Below are 22,511 nucleotides of genomic sequence, written 5' to 3' on the forward strand. Positions count from 1 at the left end.
TAATAGAAAAAGATACTTAACATGGTGAATAATTAAAGAGTCAATATATATAGAGGAGAGAGTAACATGCTTGAAAATACAGGGTTAGTATTAGAAGGCGGCGGTATGCGTGGTGTATATACGGGCGGGATATTAGAATACTTTATGGAACAAGATTTATATTTTCCATATGTAATTGGTGTATCAGCTGGTGCTTGTCATGCAGCGTCGTATCTTTCCAGACAAAGAAATAGAAATAAAACAGTAAATATTGATTATGCATCACATCCGAAATATTTATCGTATAAAAACTTATGGAGAAAACGTCAGCTATTTGATATGGATTTTATTTTTCATGAAATTCCAGAAAAGCATGTGCCGTTTGATTTTGAAACATACTTTAATAGCCCAGAGCGTTTCCTTGTAGGAACGACGGATTGTGAAACAGGACAGTCTGTTTATTTTGAAAAAGAGGGAACGAATGATGATGCACTAAATTTATTACAAGCTTCTAGTTCATTACCTTTCATTGCACCAGTAGTAAATTACCGTGGTAAACAATTATTAGATGGCGGGATTTCAGATCCGATTCCAGTTCGTAAAGCACAGGAAGATGGATTTAAAAAATCAGTCGTAATTTTAACAAGAAATCACGGTTACGCAAAGAAAAAATCAAGATTTGGTTGGGTTGCTGCGAAAGCTTATAAAAAATATCCGAATCTTGTTAACACGATGCTAAATCGCTATGAAGTATATAATGAAACACTGCACTACATTGAAAAAGAAGAACAAGCTGGGAATTTATTTGTTATTCGCCCAGAAGTGCCGCTTCAAGTAGATCGTATGGAAAAAGATACAACAAAACTACAAAATCTATATGAGCAAGGCTATGAAGATGCAAAGAGACAGTTTGCAGATTTGCAGGCGTTTTTGCAAAAATAAGTATGAGGCTGTGGAGAAGAATTTCTCTGCAGCCTTTTTATATTGCTACTTATACGTTACTTTTGAAAAATGTATGAATGTTTAAGTGTTTAAAGAGTTTGTAAAACATAGGGGTGTCTTATTGAGGAGAATTTATTTGAAGGATATTATGATGAGGTAGCGCTACAAAACTATTTAATTTATGAGGTGATTGTTAATGAAGGGAAAGGTTTTTTCGATTGCGACTTTAATGTTATTAGCAACATCCATCTCAACAAGTGCATTCTATCCAACTTTAAGTGGTCACAAAAGTGGTAACCTACTATCTTACAGAGCTCAAACAACTACGAATCAAAATGCATCTCGCTGTTCAGTAGCAATTTCTTTTATTAATTCAAAAGGAAGTTATTCATATATTGAAAGTGCTTCGGATAAATTAGGATCACATGAATCTGGAAGGGCATTAAATGCCACGGTTAGTAATGGCGCATATAACGCCTTTGGTGCAAAGGGGCTATACTCTGAGCATTATGCTAATGAGAATAATGACTATCAAGAAGATACACACAAAGGAACTTTTGATAGTAACGGTAACTTACGATTACAGTGGTAAAAAATATTCAATAGTTGTCTTTATAAATATTTGGATAAGGAGAAGGGGATGTTCATCATCTCCTTCTTATCTAAAAGGAGCAGAGACATGTATTTAGCTTTTAAAAATATAAAAAACAATAAACTATTTTCCATAATTCTTCTTATGGCATTTTTTATTTCTTTTCTTTCTATATCAGTAGCCGCACTTTTAACAGAGTCTAAACGGAATTTTATATCTGCTTTTCAAATCGGTTTCCCAGAAAAAAATCAAGTTTTAAATGTTCCGATAGCAAATGCAACTGAATTGGATGAGATAATTCCTTTCATACAAGATACTTTTGTGAAAAGTGATATTTACGTAGAGCATTTAAAAGCATTAAATAGTTCAGGTGCAATAAAAATCGTAGCTGTGAACTTAAAAGATGATTATTATTGGACGCCATATATTTCTGAGGGTCAATATTTTCATCGTGAAAATGTAAATGATATGGTTGTTGGTGATCAAACGAATGTAAAGGAGTTATATGAATTTGATAATACATATAAAAAAATAGGCACTATATCAAGAAAAGACAGTGACGTCGGTGTATCAGACATATACATTCCACTTCAAAATTTACCTACTATATCTAAAAAAGGTATTATCGCGAGTAAACAATTACAATTAACAGTTGTTAACCCTACATCATCTATCCATAAAGAAATAAAAACATTTATGAATAAGAGCAAAGAAGTAATCTCAGGTGAGGTTCAAATACTGAATAAAAGAGATTTTCAGGAACTAAATGTAACATATGTAGATCCAGCCAATAAGTATTATTATAAATTTATTCTTGTTGCAGTAGTTTCTGGTATTTCAGCAGTGTTGTTTTGGATTTATAAAAAAGAAAGAGAGATTTCATTAAAAAAAGCAGTAGGTGCTTCTAATATATCTATTTATTGTGAACTATATGTTCAAATTTTGTTTATTTCTCTAGTGGCGATGTTGTTGGTTTTTCTTGTGTTAGAAATGTTTTCTGGAACAATTCATACGTATTTTCAGACATACTTATTAAAACCGTTAACACCATATGTATTCGTATGTAATATTGTTTTTATTATTTTTCTTACAATGTTTGTTACTGTAATTCCAATCAAGCACATTATAAATATATATCCTGGAAAACATTTAAGAGCGTAGGTGATCTTCATGTTTTTTATATTTGATTCTATACGGTCTATGAAAAAACGGTTGTTACCAAGTTTGATTATAGTAATTTCTTTAATTATTTCATTTTCTTCAGCTATAGAATTTATTAGTAATCTGTCGGGATATCGAAAAATGATGACAGTAGCAAATAATTTATCGACTCATAAAAGTTTCTATGAACTTTATGCGACGCAAGATATAACATTGTTTAGCGAAGAAAAAGCGAAAAGTGATTATCAACAATTCATGCAAGGGTTATCTAATACGATACCAATAACAAATACAACAAATTATTTGTTCCGTAACTATTCATTTAGCTTAAAAAAAGAAAGTGAAACGATAAAGACTCTTATTATTGATAAAGATATTAATAAGTACTTTCATATCCGACTTTCACAAGGAAGGTATTTTGAGGAATCAGAATTTCATAAATCCGTATTTGATATTAGACCTGTTATATTAGGTGCTAATTATAAAGAAAAAGTATCCATTGGTGATGTTATACCATCTGGAAAAATGAAGCTAAAAGTAATTGGCTTTTTAGAAAAAAATTCACCATTTACATATCCTCGGAGCGGCGAAATATCGGATAATCGTATTACATTGTTAGATGACATGGCGATTTTACCAATTGGAACAGAAGAAATAGAGTTCTATAGTATAGACCTGTTATACAATGGGTTAATTATAGAAACAAATGAGAAGATAAATATAAATGAATTTCAAAAGAAAGTATTAAAGGTAACAGAAGGTAAGGGGTATTCGTATTACGTTACAAATCCGAATAAATTGTTAGAAAACGAAAAGCAGGGTATTGATAATATGTCATACCCATTATTATTAAGCGGTATAGTCTTATTTTTTTCATTTCTATCTATTGTATTAATATCAATGGCAGCACTTTATATGGAGCGTAAAAATATTTCTATTAAATCAGCGTTAGGTGCAAGTGCTTTTCAAATATGTCTTCCATTTATTATTGAGTATATATTGTTATTTATTTTATCGATATGTATAGGAATTACGTATTTTCAATGGGAGAATAGCGGGACGATTGAAATTCAAAAAGAGATAGAAACTAGTACCGTATCTTTTTTTGGAACGTTACAAGTTTCTGAAGAATCATTGATTGTTATAAGTATGTTATCAATTGTAATGCTCTTCATTATATATACAATCATTTATTTCAATGTATTAAAAATAAAAAATACATATATGAAAGAGGTGTTGTAGATGATTCAACTCGTAAATGTGGCTAAAGGCTTTGGAAAGAATAATTTTAGTGCGTTAAAGGATATTAATCTTACAATAGAAAAAGGCGAAATGATAGCTATTATGGGGCCCTCTGGTTCGGGGAAATCTACTCTTCTTAACATTATTGGCTTAATCGATAGTCCCTCTGCTGGAAAGTATTTTTTAGATGGAATGGATACGAGTACATTCAAGTCAAACTATCATAAGTATAGAAACACGGAAGTTGGATTTGTGTTTCAGAACTTTTCGCTATTAGGTGATTATACAGTTGTTGAAAATGTGATGCTTCCGCTTGTATATAGAAGAATTTCTCATAAGAAACGTATGCAAATATCAAAAGAAATGCTGAAAATGGTAGGGCTGGAGAGGCATATTAACAAATATCCTTACGAGTTATCAGGCGGAGAACAGCAAAGAACAGCAATAGCAAGGGCTTTAGCACAAGATACAAAGATTATACTTGCTGATGAACCGACTGGTGCTCTTGATCAAGAAAATGGGAAAAAAATTATGAGTATTTTAAAAGAAATTAATAAACAAGGAAAAACGGTTCTAGTTGTCACGCACGATCAAAAGGTAGCTACATACTGCCAGAGGACGATATGTTTGCTCGATGGATGCGTGGTATAATATGGATAAAAGTATATGGAGAGGTGATACATATGGAAAATGTATATAAAGGACTTCGACATACTGGATTTACTATGATGCTTATTTTTGGTGGGGTATTTCTACTACGTTGGTTCATTCAGGATGAAATGCTACTGGATCAGCTTATTGGATTTAGTGTAGGGATGGTAATGGTTGTTTCGTCAGTTTTCATTCAAAAGTATAGTAAAGAATTACAGGTAGAAGAGAAGTATTAAATGGTTATAAGCTCCTTCATATTTTGGAGGGACTGTTATAGTTTGAATGATTGTTATAAAAGAAAAGTAGAGCATCGAAATCCGATGCTCTACTTTTTTAATGTGGTAAGAATATCAATTGATAAGCAAACAAAATTCCAAATACATACACAAGCGGGTGAACAGCACGGAACTTACCTTTTGCCACTTTCATAAGTGGGTATGAAATAAATCCAAGTGCGATACCTGTTGCGATACTTGATGTAAGTGGCATGCTTAAGATTACTAAGAATGCTGGGAATGCTTCATCAAATGCGTCCCAATCGATGTGGCGAACTGAACCCATCATAAGACTACCAACGATAATTAATGATGGTGCAGTAATAGCTGATACACCAGAAACGGCACTTACTAATGGTCCGAAGAATGCTGCTAGTGCGAATAAAACAGCTACTGTAACAGTTGTTAAACCAGTACGACCACCAGCTGCAACACCAGCAGATGATTCAATGTAAGCTGTTGATGGTGTTGTTCCGAACATAGAACCGATTGTTGCTGAGAATGAGTCAGATAGAAGAGCTCGTCCAGCTTTTGGAAGCTTTCCATCTTTCATAAATCCACCTTGTTGAGCAACGCCAAGTAATGTACCTGTTGTATCGAATAATGTAACAAGGAAGAATGAGAATACAACGCCGTATAATCCGTAGTTAATTACATCAGATACAGCAGTAATTGGGTTTGAAACGATAATTCCTTCTGGTAATCCAGGCATTGATGTAACACCGTTTGAGAATGATAATTGTCCCGTGAAGAAAGCGATAATACCAGTTAATAGCATACCGATAAATAGTGCGCCATTTACATTTAAAGACATAAGGACAATTGTAATTCCAAGTCCAGCTAATGCGAGTAGTACTGGAGCAGAGTGAAGATCACCAAGTCCAACTAAATTTGCTTCATTTTTTGTAACGATACCTGTTAAACGTAAACCGATAAAGGCAATGAAAAGACCGATACCAGCAGTAATTGCATGTTTTAAGTTTTCAGGAATTGCTTCCATTAATTTTGTACGGAAAGATGTGAATGATAACAAAATTAAAATCATACCTGCTACGAATACAGCAGAGAATGCAATTGCGAAAGTCATGCCTTCATGAGCTTTTACAACAGAGTAAGAGAAGTAAGCATTTAATCCCATACCTGGTGCAATTGCGATTGGTAAGTTTGTAAAGATCGCCATAAATAATGTTCCGACAACAGCAGCGATAATTGTTGCTGTAAATGCTTGTTCAAATGGAACACCTGCATCCCCAAGGATAACTGGGTTTACGACAATGATATATGCCATTGTTAAGAAGGTAATAATACCTGCCATAATTTCAGTTTTAATAGAAGTTTTATGTTTTGAAAGGTTAAACATATAAACATCCTTTCTGTTTACGAATAATTTTCACAACAGTTATATATAATATTCGCTTTTTATCTATTTTGCAATAGTTTTGCATAAAAAGTTTACAACAATTCATATTTTGTGTCTTAAATTCGAATATTAATCGTAACTTGATGTGCGAATTTCAGTTTTTATTATGCACATTATAAGGAAAAGGAGTTGAAAGAAGCTATGCCACAGCAAAAAAACTTTATAACAATGCCAGCGCAACATCAAAATAAACAACCTGGTATTGAATCATTAATGAATCCTCTACCACAGTTTGAAGATCCAAATTATAAAGGTAGCGAAAAGTTAAAAGGAAAGAATGTATTAATTACAGGGGGAGATAGTGGGATTGGACGAGCTGTTTCCATCGCTTTTGCGAAAGAGGGAGCAAATATTGCGATTGCTTATTTAGATGAGGAAGAAGATGCTAATGAGACGAAGCAGTATGTTGAGAAAGAAGGTGTAAAGTGTGTATTGTTGCCGGGTGATTTAAGTGATGAACAGCATTGTAAAGATGTTGTTCAAGAGACCGTCCAGCAGCTAGGTAGTTTACAGGTTTTGGTAAATAATGTCGCACAGCAATATCCGCAGCAAGGACTAGAGTATATTACAGCAGAACAGCTAGAAAAGACTTTTCGTATTAATATTTTTTCTTATTTTCACGTTGCGAAAGCCGCACTTTCTCATTTAAAGCAAGGGGATGTCATTATAAATACCGCGTCTATCGTTGCATACGAAGGAAATGAAACGTTAATTGATTATTCCGCAACGAAAGGGGCAATCGTTGCTTTCACAAGATCACTTTCTCAGTCATTAGTGCAAAAAGGGATTCGTGTAAATGGTGTTGCGCCAGGACCGATTTGGACACCACTTATTCCATCGAGCTTTGATGAGAAAAAAGTATCACAGTTTGGAAGCAATGTTCCGATGCAAAGACCGGGCCAACCATATGAATTAGCACCAGCATACGTATATTTAGCGTCTGATGATTCATCCTATGTTACCGGGCAAATGATACACGTAAATGGGGGCGTTATTGTAAATGGATAGTTTTCATTTATAAGAGCAAAGTAAAGTTAATTCCACTTATTATAGTGAGCGCTAGGGGGGATATAAATGAAAAAGTTATGTTTCATCATACTATTATTTTTCATCCTACCGGTTAGTGCCTTGGCTAATACAGATCATCTAATATTAGTGAACCTTACGACAAACCAATTGTCTTTTTTTGAAAATGGAAATTATACAAAAACATTCCCCGTAACAACTGGAAGAGATCGTACTCCTACACCTGAAGGTAATTTTTGTATTATAACTAAATTTAAAAATAAAGAATATCATCGAAAAAAAATAGCTGGTGGTGCACCGAATAATCCTCTTGGTACGAGATGGCTTGGACTAGATAAAAATGAATATGCGATTCATGGGACAAATCGGGAATGGACAATTGGAAGTAGGGAATCAAATGGCTGTATTCGTATGCATGACAGGGATATACAGTGGTTATATGACCGAGTTCAATTACAGACGAAAGTAATCATTTCTCGGTTTCATACGAGCCCGGAATATGAAGCGAATAAGCTTGGTTATCGTGTTGTGAGCTGGAATGGTCGTAAAGTAGAAGAAGAGCAAATTGGTATGCTTACGTTAGTAGATCGCGTGGATATATATTGGCAAGAACCGAATGGACAGCTAACGAAAGTGAAAATGGTATTGCCAAACGAAAGATATGCAGTGTACTCAAAACGAAAAGATGGAATATATTATATAGGAAACAATTTGTATATTGTCGATGAAACAGGAGAAAAAATTCGTTATGAGCAAATTCCTTCTTCGATTTTAAGTAATATATATAAAAGGAAATATAATGTTCCGTAATGGCTACCGTATTATAGACGGTAGCTTATTTCTACTTCCAGTTTAACTGCAACTATTGTACTTTGCTGAATATAATACAGTACAGATAGGGGGCGGTTACATTATGAAAAGTGAATTTGCGTTTAAAGTTTTCTTAGTAACGACCTGTTTATTTATCGTGTATTTGTATGCGTTTCTTGTCTTTTCGTTTTATGTTCCATATGTTGATTTAATATTGTTCTTCGGATTTATTTGGGCGTTTGTTAAGGCGAGAGAAGGGGAGAAGAGTATATATCGGCGCATTACGTTATGCGGGACGGCCGTTCTCGTTATTTTATACTTTTTTATTATGCATGATTTTTGGAGGGGGATGTAAAAAAGCATACGATTAGTCGTATGCTTTTATATCTGTTAATGATGGAAGGGAGGCAATTGCACCGTAATTTGTACATGTGATAGCGCCTACTTTATTTGCAAAGGAGATAAACGCTGTTAAGTCTTTGAAATGATACGAAAGTGTATGTTCACTTTGGGCAATCTGATATAACATTGCTCCGACGAAAGCATCACCAGCACCAGTTGTATCGACTTGTTGAATAGAAATAGAAGAGACAATGGTTTGACCTTCATTTGTCGCTAGAAGGGTACCGTCTTTTCCAAGTGTAATAGCTACTACTTTTGCGCCATAATTTAATAATTTGAGAGCAGCTTGTTGTAAATCACTCTCTTTAGAGAGCATAGTAGCCTCCTCTTGACTTACTTTTACGAAGTGTGCATGTTTTATAAAGGTTAGACAATCTTGAGAGAATTGTTCTGTATTTGTAATGAGTGCACTTCGATAATTTGGATCAAAAGAAATAAAATGGCCGTTATCTTTCGCATATTGTAACAACTGGAAATACGTTTCTTTTAATGGGCTTGATAGTAAAGCTGTCGCTGAACCAAAATGTATTAAATCATTCGTTTGTATTTTTGATAAATCAATGCTATTGAATTGATATTCACCATCTGCACCACGCATAAAAGTAAAATCACGTTCGCCATCTTGATCTATGGATACGAATGCAAGTGTTGTTTGTTTATCTTTTATGAGCATGGAAGTGTCGACTTGCGCACGCTGTAAAGTTTGTTCAAGAAAATCACCAAATGGGTCGTTTCCTACTTGGCCCATAAATGTAGCGTGTCCACCTAATTTTGTAATTGCAGCAGCAACGTTAGCGGGTGCTCCACCAGCTTTTTTTTCGAAATCTGAACCGTTTACTAAAGAAACGTTAGTATTTCGGCACACAAAATCAATTAATAGTTCACCTATACAAAAGACATTTCTCATATAATTCCTCTTTTCAGCTTATATTGTGTGATGGTAAAGTTTAGTTTTGCATCTGAAAAGATTGCGATATGATGTTTCACGTCTTTTCGAGGAAAAACTCGGGAAGTAAAGACTGTTGAACCATCATATAAGAAAATTTCCACGATGCTTTTATCTACAAATATTTGTAGTTCTATCGTATCTTGAATATCGATTTTTTTACAGCGTTCAAATCCATATTCTCCGCCAAATTGATGGTAGAAGTTGCCCCTGTCTATAGAAATAGTACCTTGTTCCCGATTAAATGTAATTGGAAAACATTCCTCCTCATTGTGGAAGAGAGAAAGCCCAAAACACTTTGCATCTTCTGTTTTAAGGGAAGCAATTAATTCGTAGGAGCCTTCATCATCAAGCGTTGATAATACATTTAATCCAGCTGTTATATCTCCTGAGATTTCTTTTTTTGTTGTTCGTAGTTTTGTTAATTCTGAAACTGGTTTTTGTTTTAAGATGTCATCTTCTAATGTTAATTCACGTGGAATTGTTAGGCAATGAGCCCACATATAATCATCAGAAGGATATGTGATTTCACTTGATCCTGCCCAAGCAAACAATAGGCGACGACTAGTAAAGTCTTCTAAAGTTTGAGGAGCATAAAAATCGAATCCTTTATCAACTTCGTAATAGGAATCAACATGGAAATATAAATTTTTAATATCGAAATGGCCTATAGCATAAACGACATTGTATACATTGTGAAAGTTTTCTCCGTCTTTTTCAATTCCTTGCGGTGAAAAGAGAAGTACATCTTTCCCTGATAATTGGAAGTAATCGGGGCATTCCCACATAAATCCAAATTCTTTTAAATTTGTTGTAATTTCGCCTTGGAAATGCCAATTGTATAGGTCTTGTGATTTGTATAGTAATAGAGTTCCTGTTTTATTTTCACGTTGGGCACCGAGTAACATATAGTACATATCATTATGTTTCCAGACTTTTGGATCACGTACATGTTTTGTATATCCGTCAGGAATTATATCAATAACGGGATTATTACTATATTTCGTCATCGTATATTGTGAATCCATTGTTGCCATACATTGTTTTGCATCACGGGAATCATCAGGATTTTTTATATTCCCTGTATAAAGTAAATGAAGAAGGCCATCTTTTACGATAGCACTACCAGAATATGCACCGTGTGATTCATAGCTTTCAGTAGGGATGATGGCTACAGGCATACGCTCCCAGTTAATAAGGTCTTTTGACTTCACATGCCCCCAATGCTTCATTCCATGAATGGGACCAAATGGATACCATTGATAAAAAACGTGATATTCATCATTGTAGTATGATACACCGTTAGGATCATTCATTAATCCAAATGGTGGATGGATATGATAAATTGGTTTCCATGAATCTTGGTTTGCAATTTCATATAAAGAATGTAATTCGTCTTTATTAGATTGCAGTATTGTTTTATATTTTGACATAGTTTTTACCCCGTTATTATTTACTTTCTTTATATAAAATGAATGTGGCAACAAAAGCAGTGATAACTGCAATAGTGAAGCCAATTATATAGTGAATCATGTTCATCATGCCAAGAGGTGCAACAATTGTAAGCATCGGAATACCTGTTAAACCGTATGCATTAGCCGCCACTTGCATCCAAACAACGTAAGCGCCTCCAATTGCGCCGCCAATAGCGGCTGCAATAAATGGTTTACCAAGTTTTAAATTGACCCCAAAAATAGCTGGTTCCGTAATTCCTAAAAATGCTGAGGCTGCTGCGGGAATTGCAATTTCTTTCGTTTTTTTGTTTTTTGTTTTGAAATAAACTGCTAAAGTAGCACCGCCCTGTGCAACGTTCGCCATTGACCAAATAGGGAGTAAGAAATTGACACCGATATCTTTATTTGCAAGTAAGCCCGCTTCAATAGCGTGGAAGCTATGATGTAAGCCAGTAAGAACGATTGTTGAATACAATCCGCCGAATATAAGTCCAGCTACTGGTCCTGCAAATTGATAAATTGTATTTAAAAGGTACGTAATGCCGTCACCGATTTTATATCCAATTGGTCCGATAATAATAAGTGATAAAAAGCCAGTTATAATAATTGTTAAGAATGGTGTAACTAATAAATCTAAAGAGTTCGGAACACGTTTTCGAAGTTCTTTTTCAATTGTACTCATAACATATACGCATAATAAAATAGGTAAAACAGTACCTTGATAGCCAATCATATCAATATCCATACCAAGGAAATGTAAAACAGTTGGTTTTGCATTTGAAAGAGTCCAAGGGTTTGTTAAGCTTGGATGAGTTAATATACCACCAACAACTGCACCTAAGAAAATATTTCCACCAAATTCTTTAGCGGCACTCACTCCAATTAAAATAGGTAAAATAATGAAAGCTGCACTTGAGAACATATCAAGTAATTGGATAAGTGAGTGATCTCCAGGAACTAATTTAAACGCTTTCAACATTCCGAGTAGACCCATAAGTAAACCGCTTGCGACGATAGCTGGAATAATTGGAACAAAAATATTGGATAGTGTCTTTGCTAGGCGGGCGATAGGATTCATTTTTTTCTTAGGTATATCGTTTGATGTTGTAGAATCTAGTTCGGCTATCCCAATTAGTTTTGAGAATTCATCATATACTTTGTTTACTATGCCAGTTCCAAAAATAATTTGATATTGCTCGGTCGTTGCGAAAGCACCTTTTACTCCATCGATGTTTTCGATTTCTGCAGCGTTTATTTTCGTATCATCCTTTAATATAAGACGAAGGCGAGTCGCGCAATGTGTGGCACGAACAATGTTTTCCTTTCCACCAATGTTCTGTAATACTTGAGTTGCAATTTGTTTCATATCCATAAAAATTCCCCCTTACTATAAATTCTCTTTTATGGAACCGGTTCCGTAATAAGTTAAAATAAAAAACAGGGAAATGATGTTGAAAATCCTGTTTTTAAAATGTGGAACCGGTTTTAATTTTATTATAGAGCGCCTTTATATTTTGTCAACGCTTTCTTGGATTTTTAATGTATAACGAGAGTGTAATATTTTTGGTATAGTTTTGTTTTCAACAAGCTGTGAAAGAGAAGTGGCAGCAAGCTTTCCAGCATACTCATAGTCAAACGCAATTGTCGTTAAGCTAGGGTGTACCATTTCTGAAATATCATATCCCCCAAATCCTGTTACAGAAATATCACCTGGTACAGAAAGGGAGTGGGAGTGAATAACTTTCATTGCGCCAAGAGCGATATTATCTGTAGCACATACGATAAGAGTTGGGCGATTATTATCTAAAATATGTTGTACTTGTTTCATGGCATCTTCTATTTGGAAAGATGTTTCGTAATAACAAACACTGCAAGTTGGTTCTAAATTTTCAATGGCTTTTTGAAAACCGTTTTTTCGATTTATACCAACAGAAATATCATCTTTTTCTACTCCTAAATAGGCGATATTTCTATGACCTTGTGATAATACGTATGCTCCTAACTCATAAGCTGCATCATAATCATCATGAACGAGGCAATATTGATCTTTATATTCTTGCCCAACGAATAAAATAGGGATATTTGAATTAGCAATAATTTGTTGATGCTTATTTGTTAAAGTTTTGGTTAATAAAATAATGCCAGCTACTCTTTGTTTTATAAAGTTTTCCATTGCTTGTATTTCAGTTTCAATTGTTTGATTTGCATTTGCTACAAGCATTTGATAGTTATTTTCCTGTAACGTATTATCAATCCCGATAAGTGTTTTCATTGTAGCGAAGGAGTCTAATCGGGGGATAATAACACCAATTAAATTTGTTGTTTTTGCTTTTAAGCTTTGAGCAAATGTATTGGGAGAAAAATTTGTTTCTTGAATAATACTTTCGATTTTAAGTTTTGTTTTATCACTTACATATCCACCGTTTAAGTAACGAGAAACTGTGCTTTTTGCAACTCCAGCCAATTTGGCGATATCTGCAATTGTTTTAGCCATAGTATTTCACCTTCGTATTCATAAAAATGTTAACTTTATTATAGGGAGAATTAGAGAAGACGTAAATAAGAAGGGGGAAAGAAAAAACCACCTCACGTATATGAGGTGGAATAATTGTTAATATTTTGGTTTAAAAGTATGGCAACAAGTTTCAACACTTGTTGTTACAGAACTTTCTAGCGTCTCGTTTGTTAAAACTGCGCTTGTATACGAATCATTTGTATTCGAACCCGTTTCTTCAGCATCTGGTTGAACAATGATTGCACTTGCTTGACAAAAGTTACCTTGTCCCCAAAATGAGCAATTGGAAACAGAACATTTTACTTCTGGCATAAAACCCCCTCCTTATACATTAGTTTGGAATTTTACGTCCATTTCATGTGTAGAAGGAGTTTCCTTTTCTCGTTATTTTTTCGTTTGTTCAAACCATTCTTTGAACTTTTCTTTTGATTGTTCGCCGCTAATACGGCTTACTTCTTTACCATCTTTAAAATGAATAATTGTTGGTGTTCCTTGGATATTGTATTTATCCCAAGGCTCGTTTAAATTTTCAATATCAATTACTTTCATATCAACATTTAAATCTTTTGCTAAAGGTACAACAGTAGGAGAGACCTTTTGACAATGAACACAAGACGTTTGATAAAAGTAAATCGTTTGTGCTTTTTTATCTTCTATATTTTTATTGAGATCCTCAAGAGAAATTTTATTTGAGTAGTAATCTTTTTCATTTGTCGATGCGTTTTTCTTTTCCATTTGTGCTACAGCAAACATTGCCGCAAATAAAACGATAATAATACCGCCAAATATAAGTATTTTTTTCATTCTTTCATCTCCTTATTTGTTTTTAATGACAATAAAGCTACAAACAGCGATTGTAATAAAGCCGATAAGTGCTAAAAACGGGATTGTCACAAAGCCGAACCAGTTTATGTATTCTCCCGTACATGGTACACGGCCGCAAGCTGCCCCAGCAGCTGAAAATGCTGCGATCTTTTGAATTGCATAGTGATATAAAGAAATACAAGCACCAATACTTGCGATTGGTAAAGAATAATTTGCGATGCGATAGTCTTTTTTTACTACAGCGATACCGAGCCATAAAACGAATGGATACATAAAAATACGTTGATACCAACAAAGGACACAAGGCTCAAATTTCATGATTTCGGAAAAGTATAGACTTCCTAGTGTAGCAATAAAAGAAGCTCCCCACGCGGTAAATAAAGCATATTCTTGCTTTTTTTCTCGTCCCATATTTTATACCTCTCTTATAATAGTTACATACTAAATTATAGTATGAAGTGGTACAGAAAAGAAAGAAAAAATATGTTTATCAATAAAAGTTTTATAAGGGGAAACTTTTATTGATATGAACATTTTAAAAAAGCGCTATTCTCCAGAAGAGAATAGCGCTATAGTTTACATTTGAATTTGCTCTACTTCTTCTATATGTGACTTTTGGGATGCGTGGTCAATATATTGAAATAGGAGCTGCAATTGTTTATCAACTTCTGGCAGTTCTTTACTGTATTGATAAGCGTGTAAAAAATGCTCAATACGCTTAGAAAATAATTGATCGTTCGTTTGAACCATGAGAACGAGTAATTTATCCCAATTACAGCAATACGTGTAATAGAGAGCTTTATCATAGTCGTTATATGTTTGCACTGTGTACCCTCCTTACCGAGAGTTATATATAGTGTGTGATAAGTAAGGAGAAATACACTTGAAAGAATTTGTTAAGAAAAAAAGTGAATGAAAAAAAACGAGGTGTTTCCTCGTTTTTTAAGCTTTTGGCATTGGCGTAGGTGTTGGTTTTCCATAGCCTTCTTTGTATTTATTGTCGATATAGTTACGAATTTCAAGCGTTGATTTTCCTTTTTGTTTCATCGAAGCAGATTCAACTGCAATTTCTAGGCAATTGACGCAAGTCGTTGCATGGGAATCCCAAACAACTTCACCATTTTTTTTAATTTCACGAATAAAGCAATTTTTATTGTTTTTATGTCCTACACTTTCACCGCAACCACAGTAACATGGAATCCAATCTAATAGCTCTGCATTTTGTCCAGCGACAGTGTAGATATCTTTCATTTGTGGATCAAGCTTGTCTAGGAAGGTAGGAAGTGTGTCGACTCCTTTTGTTTTCTCTTGAATGTCAGCTTGCTGAGTATGCGATGCATGGTCGTGCTCTTCTTTTGATTCAGATGATTTTTTTTCATTTGTACTAGTAGCTCCGCATCCAGCAAGAATTAAACTCAGTACTGCAAGTAAAGAAAATACATATTTCTTCATACGCTTGTCCCCTTTACAAATGTATTAATCAAATTGTATCAGAGATTATGGTGTGTCGGGTGAAGATTTTTTCGACTGATTTTTGAAGCGCCATCTTAGCGAATGGAATAGAAATAAAACCGGGATATAAGCGTATACAATATATAAACCAGCTTGAGATAGGACTGTATTTAATGTATTGATACTTTCACGGTTTTTAAAAAATAAAGAAGCTGTAAAAACGATGAAAATAAAAAACGGTAATGTAAATTTAAATGAAATATGAAATGAACGCTTCATCGTTTGGCATGATGACCAAATGGTTAAACAAAGGTTCGGCAAAATAATTAAAAACCAAACAAAAATAATAATATATTCAAACCGTTGAATAAAAGGAACTTTAATTATTTTTAACATCGTTAAAGTAGGCCAAATAGTATGATTTAATTGTCCTTCACTATAATACATAAAAGATACAATAGCTAAAACTACATAAATCAAAGTGCTAAAAAAAATTCCTGCATGAGCCCATCTTTTTAAAGACTTACCTTTTTCAATGAATGGATAGAAGATAAGGATTGTTTCAAAGCCGAGAAACTCTAATGCAGATTGTTTTGCAGATATAAGCATGTCAAAAGGTGAATGTGTAAAAATAGGTAAAATATTACGGAAATGAGCGTATTTCATTGGATAGACTAAAAAGAATACAACGAAAATAGGAAGTACAATACCCCAAAAACATATCCCTGTCACAGAACGGAACCCACCTTTTATAATGTAGTAAGTGACTAATAAAAACATAAGGGTAAGTTTCCATAACTTAATGGTAGGGAAAATCCAAACTTGTATCACTTCCATATATGTACGAAGAACAGTAAGGCAGAATAATAAGCAATAAAGAGTGAAAATGACAGAAAATATAGAGCCAAACCATTTTCCAAAACTTGTTGTATGAATGCTAATTAAATCTCCATCTTTTTCTAACATTTTTAACATACAAAACAGCACAATATGGGTTGCAATCCCCGCAATAATAAGAGAAATCCAGGCATCATAACCAGCGTTTTTTAAAATTACACGTTGATACCCAAGAACTCCTATTCCGATTTGAAGCGAATGTAATAATATAAAGGCAAAGTATGGAGAGACTGTCTTTGATTTATTCATTGTATTCATTGCTTATTTCACCTCACTATTCCCCGATTCCAGATTGTACAATATTAAGATCTAAATTTATATCTACGGCGACGTTCTTATACATATTTCGAATTTGTTTTATATTCCATTTTCTCGTATGACTTCTAATTTCATCGCGTATGCCTAAAGGATCAATTTCCTTTTTTTGGAATTTTTTTATTAAATCTTCACAGTCTTTTTCAACATTGCGTTCAATTTGTTTCTTTATATAGTTGATATTTGTTTCTTTTCTCAAATCAATCCAATTAGGAGAGTTTTTAATTAAACCATTTAATTTTAAATGGATTTTTACTTTTGGTATGTCGCCAGTTTGATCTATATCATATTTATTTTTCCCAGCTAAGTTTTGTATAACAACCATACCTTTATGTTTATCCTTTGTTATCGCTGCTTCGTAACGCCCATTTTTGGTAGGATTAATTAGCAGTTTTGCTAAAACAGAATGTCTTTTATCCGTATACATGACGACTTTATCGCCTTTTAAAAAGGCAAGTCCTTTGACAGCGACGGAATGATTATCGCCCATTTTTATATAAGGAACGTAGGCATCACATACGGAAGAGTAGTAATTATATAAAAAAACATTTAATTCAGTTTGTGGAATGTTCTCATTTCTTATATTTTGCTCGAGTAAATCAGCAATATATAAAGAACCATTTTTTTTTCCGTAATTTAAAAGCTCTTCAGCTGATCCATCTACAATTGCTAGTTGTACATCACGTCCTATATTTGGATCACGTTGTAAGTTAGTAATAATTTCTCCCATTCCACGTTCTCCTAGAGCCTTTCCAAATAAGACGACACGCATTTGACCTACAACAACATTGTGAGGAGATTTAGCATTCAATCGTGAAGCGATTGTTTCAAGTGAACGAGCAGATGTTGATTGTGTCTCAGGCTTAGACTTTACACCATGCGTGTATTCTGGGAATAAGATCGTCCCTTGGAATTGTTTGTTTTTTGTAATATCAAATCCAGCAATATGAATAATGCGCTGTGTATCCACTATATACGTTTGTGTACAGCCAGTTTGTAGAACAAAAAAGATTATAATAAGGAACAAGAAAAGTTTTTTCATTCATTATCACCATCACGTTTTTGCTTCACTTTGTTCGGATTATAGCGCCATTTTGATTTTGGTCTAAGGAAAGAAGGCCTTTGTGCTGTTTGACTAAATGGTAATCGAAGAAAACCTTCTGCTGTACCTAAACCACGAAATGGATATAAAGGTAATAAATAAGGTGATCCAAGTGATTTTAATTTAATTAAATGAGCTAAAATAAATACAAATCCGACAATAAGGCCTAATCCTCCGAATGCGCCGGCTAAAAGAATAAGCGGAAATCGTAACAACCGGATAGTAGAAGACATTTTTACAGTCGGTGTTGTGAAAGATGCAAGAGCGGATAAAGCAACTGCAATTAATAAAATTGTACTTGTTAAAGCGGCTTCAACAGATGCTTGCCCAATTACAATCCCGCCAACAATACCAATTGTTTGTCCTACTTTCGTCGGTAAACGTGCTCCCGCTTCACGAAGCAATTCAATTGTAATTTCTAAAAAGAGTGCTTCTAGAATAGGAGGGAAAGGTACGTTAGCTCTCGAGAAAATAATAGGACCTAGTAAATCGGCAGGAATCATTTGATAATGATATGTTAAAGCCGCTGTATAAATAGCGGAGGAAAAAAGAGAAAATATAGCCCCGAAAAAACGAATAACACGAAAGAACGATCCAATCATCCACGGTAAATAATAATCTTCTGGTGAAATGAAAAAATCTAGTAACGTTGTTGGTCCTGATAAAGCATATGGAGAGCCATCTGTTAAAATTAAAACTTCCCCGTTAATTAAAGCAAATACAGCTCGATCTAATCGTTCTGTAGGTAATAGAACAGGAAAAGGTGAATTGCTATTATCACTAATAAATTGCTCAATCATAGTTGCATCAAATGGGACATCGAAGTCAATGTCTTCTAGCCGTTGTATTGCGGTGTTGATAAATTGTTCATTTGTAACGCCTTCTATATAAGCAACAGCTACTTTCGTTTTTGACATAGATCCGACGGTAACTTCTTTAAAAATGAGTTGCTCTGTTACAATATTTCGGCGTAATAAGTGTATATTTGTATCAAGGTTTTCAACGAAACCGATTTTAGGCCCGATTACGCTATATTCATTTTCTGTATCGTTATATAATCGTGTTCCTAAAACAGTACTTTCGGCGCGAATTAAAGCATATTGATCGGGATTCGAATTATTTTTTAAGCGTATTAAAATATATCCACCTAATAATTTCTCACGAATATCATCAATAGAAGGGGAGGTAATAATATCTTCAATAGAGACAATATTGCATAAATCAGAGATGTTTTGGATTTGTTCAGATTCCTTTTTTAGAGGAGTTAAAATAAATTGTTTAATAATAAGTGCTTCCACGACAGATTTATAATAAAACAAGCATAACGTGTCATCGTCAAGTACGTTATAGGAGACAAAATCGCTAGATTCTTTCATGCTTTTTATAAATTCTGGAATAGAACAAATTGTTTTTGTACTATTCTTTTTGGATTTCTTAGATGATAAACCGAACATTTTCTCACCCCTAACATATATCATTTACTTGTGTTAGTTTTTGGGAAAGACGGGAATTTATACTTGAAAATTGAAAGTTCATAAACAAAAGGAAGAGTATTAAAAAACTCTTCCTTTTGTTGTATTAATTTGTTTTCTTTTCTTTAATCGACTTTACTAATTTAATTATTTCTACTCGTATATCTTCTTTCTTTACATTTAATTTTTCAGCAATTTGTTTCATATCCATTCCGTCTTTTTTCATTTTTAGCACATCATCAAGGGGAGTATTACTTTTTTGAGAGATGATTGTTAATACCGTGAGCTGACGTAATCCGATATTATATTCTTTCATTTTTTGTTTTAGCCCGTCTGGTGTAGATTTTTGCATATTTGCTAATTCTTGCAGCAGCGCCTTTTTCGTTTCTTTATTCATATGATGCTTTTTCAACTTACTTGGATCTACCCCGAAATGCTCCGCTGTTTTCTCCCAAGATTTATTTTGCTTATAGTAAGCTAAAACGTCCTTAATTTCTTTTTTACTCATTCTTGCAATGTGGGCAGCTTTCCAAATTTCATGTTTGTTATAGCCGAGTTTTTCGAACGATTGCATTTCTTCTTCTGAAATTGGCTTATGATGATGCAATGTTACTTCTTTTGGCGTAGCAGCGGAAGCAGGGAAAGTAGCTATCCCGCATAATAATGCTGCCATAGTCATACTTACTACGATTTTTTTGTACATGTAAACTCCTCCTAGATGGATAATGTGGAAAACTTTACACATATCATTTCCATAAAATGTGAAAAACTTGTGAACGAGCTAAGTTTTTTTATTCACAGTAGAAAAAGAAGTTTTTACAAGTTTTCCAACATAAAACATTGATTAATAGTAAAAAACTAGGTTATAATCGAAATTGAAAATCAATATCAATAATAAACGTATACATATAGATAAAAATAAGGGAGAGAAAAATATGACTACATATACTTCCATCGCAAATGTGATTAAAGAAAGACGTTCTGTTCGTACATTTACAGATAAAGCAGTAGACAAAGAGCTATTAATTGAACTATTAAACGACGCAACATGGGCACCGAATCATAAACACCGTGAACCATGGAATTGTAAATTATACATTGGAGAAGGCCGTAAGAAATTGGTAGATGCAGTATTAAACTCTTTCACAGAAGAAGAAAGAGCGAAACGCGGTAAAATTTTATCTGATCGTTTCTTAAGCACGCCAGCACAAATCGTTGTATATATAAATGAAGACCCACGTCAAATTCAACGTGACGAAGATTACGCTGCAACATGTGCATTTATGCAAAACTTCCAACTTCTTGCTTGGGAACGTGGATTAGGTTGTGTTTGGAAATCAGGCGGATTGAACTACAATCCATTATTTATAGAAGGACTCGGTTTAACTAGAGGTCAACGTATCGTTGGAATTCTTCACCTTGGCTACTTCGATAAAGCGCCAGAAGGAAAAGCTCGTACACCGATTACGGAGAAGATGGAGATTATTGAGGGGTAATAGATGAGACATTCTCGTTTTTATGAGGGTGTCTTTTTATTATGCAATCAATCCTCATGAAAGCTTGTTCTCAATCATACACTTTCTTAAGGGAAAGTGTAAGGAGGGAAAATAATGAGAGCAAGTGACGATAAAGCACTGCAATATGCGATTGCGGAAATTACGGAAATTGCGACTGGATTTGGGCTTGATTTTTATCCGATGCGTTATGAAATATGTCCAGCGGAAATTATTTATACATTTGGTGCATATGGGATGCCGACGAGATTTTCACATTGGAGTTTTGGAAAACAGTTTTTCAGAATGAAATTACAATACGATTTAGGTCTTAGTAAAATATACGAACTCGTTATTAACTCTGATCCATGTTATGCCTTTTTATTAGATACGAACTCGTTAATTCAAAATAAATTAATTGTGGCGCACGTGTTAGCGCACTGTGATTTCTTTAAAAATAATATTCGTTTTTCAAATACGAAGCGAGATATGGTAGAAAGTATGTCAGCAACAGCTGAACGGGTGAAAGCATATGAGCATAAGTACGGAAAAGAAGAGGTAGAAACATTTTTAGATGCCGTACTTGCCATTCAAGAGCATATTGACCCGTCGCTTATGCGTCCGAAACTAGCGTGGAGTATTGATGACTTAGAAGAGGAAGAAGTAGAGAAGAAAAAGGCATCACAGTACGATGACCTATGGAATTTAGATAATCGAAATAAAAAACAGGAACGCTCCAACGTGCGTAAAAAGAAAAAGATTCCACCGCAACCAGAGAAAGATTTACTCCTTTTTATTGAAGAATATAGCCGTGAGCTAGAAGATTGGCAGCGAGACATATTAACGATGATGCGTGAGGAAATGCTATATTTCTGGCCACAGCTTGAAACGAAGATCATGAACGAAGGCTGGGCATCATACTGGCACCAACGCATACTTCGCGAAATGGACTTAACATCGGATGAAGCAATTGAATTTGCGAAACTAAATGCAGGTGTCGTCCAGCCATCAAAAACGAGTATTAACCCATACTACCTCGGTATTAAAATGTTTGAAGATATTGAGGAGCGCTACAACAACCCGACAGAGGAAATGAAACGACGAGGCGTCAAACCAGGATCTGGTCGAGACAAAATCTTTGAAGTACGCGAAATCGAATGGGACGTATCGTTCTTAAGAAACTACTTAAATAAAGATCTCGTAATGAGAGAAGATATGTACTTATTCCAGCGCCAAGGAAAAGAATATAAGGTAATAGATAAAGAGTGGGAACATGTGCGTGATCAACTCGTAAATATGCGGACAAATGGTGGCTTCCCGTACTTAGTAGTAGAAGATGGAGACTACTTAAAGAACGGAGAATTATACATTAAACATAGTTACGAAGGAATCGAGCTCGATTTAAAATACTTAGAAAAGGTATTACCATATCTTCATCAGCTGTGGGGAAGAACAGTGCATATGGAGTCGATTGTGGAGAGTAAGGGTGTTGTGTTTTCTTATGATGGGAAGATGGTGCATCGGAAGTATGTGTGAAGCC

At 34.3% G+C, this 22,511-nt stretch carries 25 protein-coding genes; 11 read left to right on the top strand and 14 right to left on the bottom strand.

What is annotated here, in order from left to right:
- The first annotated feature begins 66 nt into the window (after positions 1-66).
- The 6 genes from MR070_RS24710 (at position 67) to MR070_RS24735 (ending at position 4,803) form a co-directional block, all read left to right on the top strand.
- A complete protein-coding gene (locus tag MR070_RS24710; RefSeq protein ID WP_000892685.1) occupies positions 67-921 on the top strand; it encodes a patatin-like phospholipase family protein in 855 nt (284 codons plus the stop codon).
- A gap of 196 nt (positions 922-1,117) precedes the next feature.
- Positions 1,118-1,513 (top strand): hypothetical protein, encoded by a 396-nt coding sequence (locus tag MR070_RS24715; RefSeq protein WP_000676979.1) that lies wholly within the window; start codon positions 1,118-1,120, stop codon positions 1,511-1,513.
- A gap of 87 nt (positions 1,514-1,600) precedes the next feature.
- Positions 1,601-2,674: an ABC transporter permease gene (locus MR070_RS24720; protein WP_000280206.1), complete on the top strand. Its 1,074-nt coding sequence runs from the start codon at positions 1,601-1,603 to the stop codon at positions 2,672-2,674.
- Between the two features lie 9 nt (positions 2,675-2,683).
- On the top strand, positions 2,684-3,916 hold the full coding sequence (locus tag MR070_RS24725; RefSeq protein ID WP_041184071.1) for an ABC transporter permease: 1,233 nt from the start codon (positions 2,684-2,686) through the stop codon (positions 3,914-3,916).
- Entirely contained in the window at positions 3,917-4,567 is a 651-nt protein-coding gene (locus tag MR070_RS24730) for an ABC transporter ATP-binding protein (RefSeq protein ID WP_000615501.1), read from the top strand. It begins immediately after the preceding gene.
- Positions 4,555-4,803, top strand: coding sequence for a hypothetical protein (locus MR070_RS24735; protein ID WP_014481573.1), 249 nt, complete (start codon positions 4,555-4,557; stop codon positions 4,801-4,803). Before MR070_RS24730 ends, MR070_RS24735 begins: the two co-directional genes overlap by 13 nt.
- A gap of 97 nt (positions 4,804-4,900) precedes the next feature.
- On the opposite strand, the gene MR070_RS24740 is transcribed toward MR070_RS24735, so the two are convergent.
- Entirely contained in the window at positions 4,901-6,202 is a 1,302-nt protein-coding gene (locus tag MR070_RS24740; RefSeq protein ID WP_000482726.1) for an NCS2 family permease, read from the bottom strand.
- Positions 6,203-6,403: 201 nt separating this feature from the next.
- Here MR070_RS24740 and MR070_RS24745 point away from each other — a divergent pair, with 201 nt between their 5' ends.
- The 3 genes from MR070_RS24745 to MR070_RS24755 all read left to right on the top strand — a co-directional run bounded on the left by MR070_RS24745 (position 6,404) and on the right by MR070_RS24755 (position 8,453).
- On the top strand, positions 6,404-7,270 hold the full coding sequence (locus MR070_RS24745) for an SDR family oxidoreductase (protein ID WP_139895764.1): 867 nt from the start codon (positions 6,404-6,406) through the stop codon (positions 7,268-7,270).
- Between the two features lie 66 nt (positions 7,271-7,336).
- Complete coding sequence (locus MR070_RS24750; RefSeq protein ID WP_000732014.1) at positions 7,337-8,098, top strand: L,D-transpeptidase; 762 nt, start codon at positions 7,337-7,339, stop codon at positions 8,096-8,098.
- A gap of 103 nt (positions 8,099-8,201) precedes the next feature.
- Positions 8,202-8,453, top strand: coding sequence for a hypothetical protein (locus MR070_RS24755; protein ID WP_000834195.1), 252 nt, complete (start codon positions 8,202-8,204; stop codon positions 8,451-8,453).
- A gap of 12 nt (positions 8,454-8,465) precedes the next feature.
- Here MR070_RS24755 and MR070_RS24760 read toward each other — a convergent pair whose 3' ends face one another.
- From MR070_RS24760 to MR070_RS24820, 13 genes are all read right to left on the bottom strand, one after another.
- Positions 8,466-9,407, bottom strand: coding sequence for a carbohydrate kinase family protein (locus MR070_RS24760; protein ID WP_001246636.1), 942 nt, complete (start codon positions 9,405-9,407; stop codon positions 8,466-8,468).
- Positions 9,404-10,879: a beta-fructofuranosidase gene (scrB, locus tag MR070_RS24765; RefSeq protein ID WP_242262144.1), complete on the bottom strand. Its 1,476-nt coding sequence runs from the start codon at positions 10,877-10,879 to the stop codon at positions 9,404-9,406. Before scrB ends, MR070_RS24760 begins: the two co-directional genes overlap by 4 nt.
- A 16-nt stretch (positions 10,880-10,895) precedes the next feature.
- Positions 10,896-12,272: a sucrose-specific PTS transporter subunit IIBC gene (locus MR070_RS24770; protein WP_000367325.1), complete on the bottom strand. Its 1,377-nt coding sequence runs from the start codon at positions 12,270-12,272 to the stop codon at positions 10,896-10,898.
- A 135-nt stretch (positions 12,273-12,407) separates the two neighbouring features.
- Positions 12,408-13,394, bottom strand: coding sequence for a LacI family DNA-binding transcriptional regulator (locus MR070_RS24775; RefSeq protein ID WP_001140405.1), 987 nt, complete (start codon positions 13,392-13,394; stop codon positions 12,408-12,410).
- Between the two features lie 117 nt (positions 13,395-13,511).
- Entirely contained in the window at positions 13,512-13,727 is a 216-nt protein-coding gene (locus tag MR070_RS24780; RefSeq protein WP_001115394.1) for a DUF1540 domain-containing protein, read from the bottom strand.
- A gap of 72 nt (positions 13,728-13,799) precedes the next feature.
- On the bottom strand, positions 13,800-14,219 hold the full coding sequence (locus MR070_RS24785) for a thioredoxin family protein (protein ID WP_000721874.1): 420 nt from the start codon (positions 14,217-14,219) through the stop codon (positions 13,800-13,802).
- Between the two features lie 12 nt (positions 14,220-14,231).
- Positions 14,232-14,651 carry a disulfide formation protein C gene (locus MR070_RS24790; protein ID WP_000532254.1) on the bottom strand — a complete coding sequence of 140 codons (420 nt, stop codon included), beginning with the start codon at positions 14,649-14,651 and terminating at the stop codon, positions 14,232-14,234.
- Between the two features lie 165 nt (positions 14,652-14,816).
- Positions 14,817-15,065 carry a YhdB family protein gene (locus tag MR070_RS24795; protein ID WP_001195458.1) on the bottom strand — a complete coding sequence of 83 codons (249 nt, stop codon included), beginning with the start codon at positions 15,063-15,065 and terminating at the stop codon, positions 14,817-14,819.
- Positions 15,066-15,182: 117 nt separating this feature from the next.
- Entirely contained in the window at positions 15,183-15,692 is a 510-nt protein-coding gene (locus MR070_RS24800; protein ID WP_000761019.1) for a PCYCGC domain-containing protein, read from the bottom strand.
- 45 nt (positions 15,693-15,737) lie between these two features.
- Positions 15,738-16,847: a GerAB/ArcD/ProY family transporter gene (locus tag MR070_RS24805; RefSeq protein ID WP_139895761.1), complete on the bottom strand. Its 1,110-nt coding sequence runs from the start codon at positions 16,845-16,847 to the stop codon at positions 15,738-15,740.
- A gap of 16 nt (positions 16,848-16,863) precedes the next feature.
- Entirely contained in the window at positions 16,864-17,946 is a 1,083-nt protein-coding gene (locus tag MR070_RS24810; protein WP_242262145.1) for a Ger(x)C family spore germination protein, read from the bottom strand.
- A complete protein-coding gene (locus MR070_RS24815; protein WP_000467475.1) occupies positions 17,943-19,460 on the bottom strand; it encodes a spore germination protein in 1,518 nt (505 codons plus the stop codon). Before MR070_RS24815 ends, MR070_RS24810 begins: the two co-directional genes overlap by 4 nt.
- Positions 19,461-19,584: 124 nt before the next feature.
- Positions 19,585-20,181, bottom strand: coding sequence for a hypothetical protein (locus tag MR070_RS24820; RefSeq protein WP_000277029.1), 597 nt, complete (start codon positions 20,179-20,181; stop codon positions 19,585-19,587).
- 232 nt (positions 20,182-20,413) lie between these two features.
- Here MR070_RS24820 and MR070_RS24825 point away from each other — a divergent pair, with 232 nt between their 5' ends.
- Positions 20,414-20,974, top strand: coding sequence for a nitroreductase family protein (locus MR070_RS24825; RefSeq protein ID WP_000214808.1), 561 nt, complete (start codon positions 20,414-20,416; stop codon positions 20,972-20,974).
- 114 nt (positions 20,975-21,088) lie between these two features.
- Positions 21,089-22,507, top strand: coding sequence for a stage V sporulation protein SpoVR (spoVR, locus tag MR070_RS24830; RefSeq protein ID WP_070805274.1), 1,419 nt, complete (start codon positions 21,089-21,091; stop codon positions 22,505-22,507).
- The last annotated feature ends 4 nt before the right edge of the window (positions 22,508-22,511 follow it).

Source organism: Bacillus cereus group sp. BfR-BA-01453 (assembly GCF_022662915.1).
GTDB lineage: Bacteria > Bacillota > Bacilli > Bacillales > Bacillaceae_G > Bacillus_A > Bacillus_A paranthracis.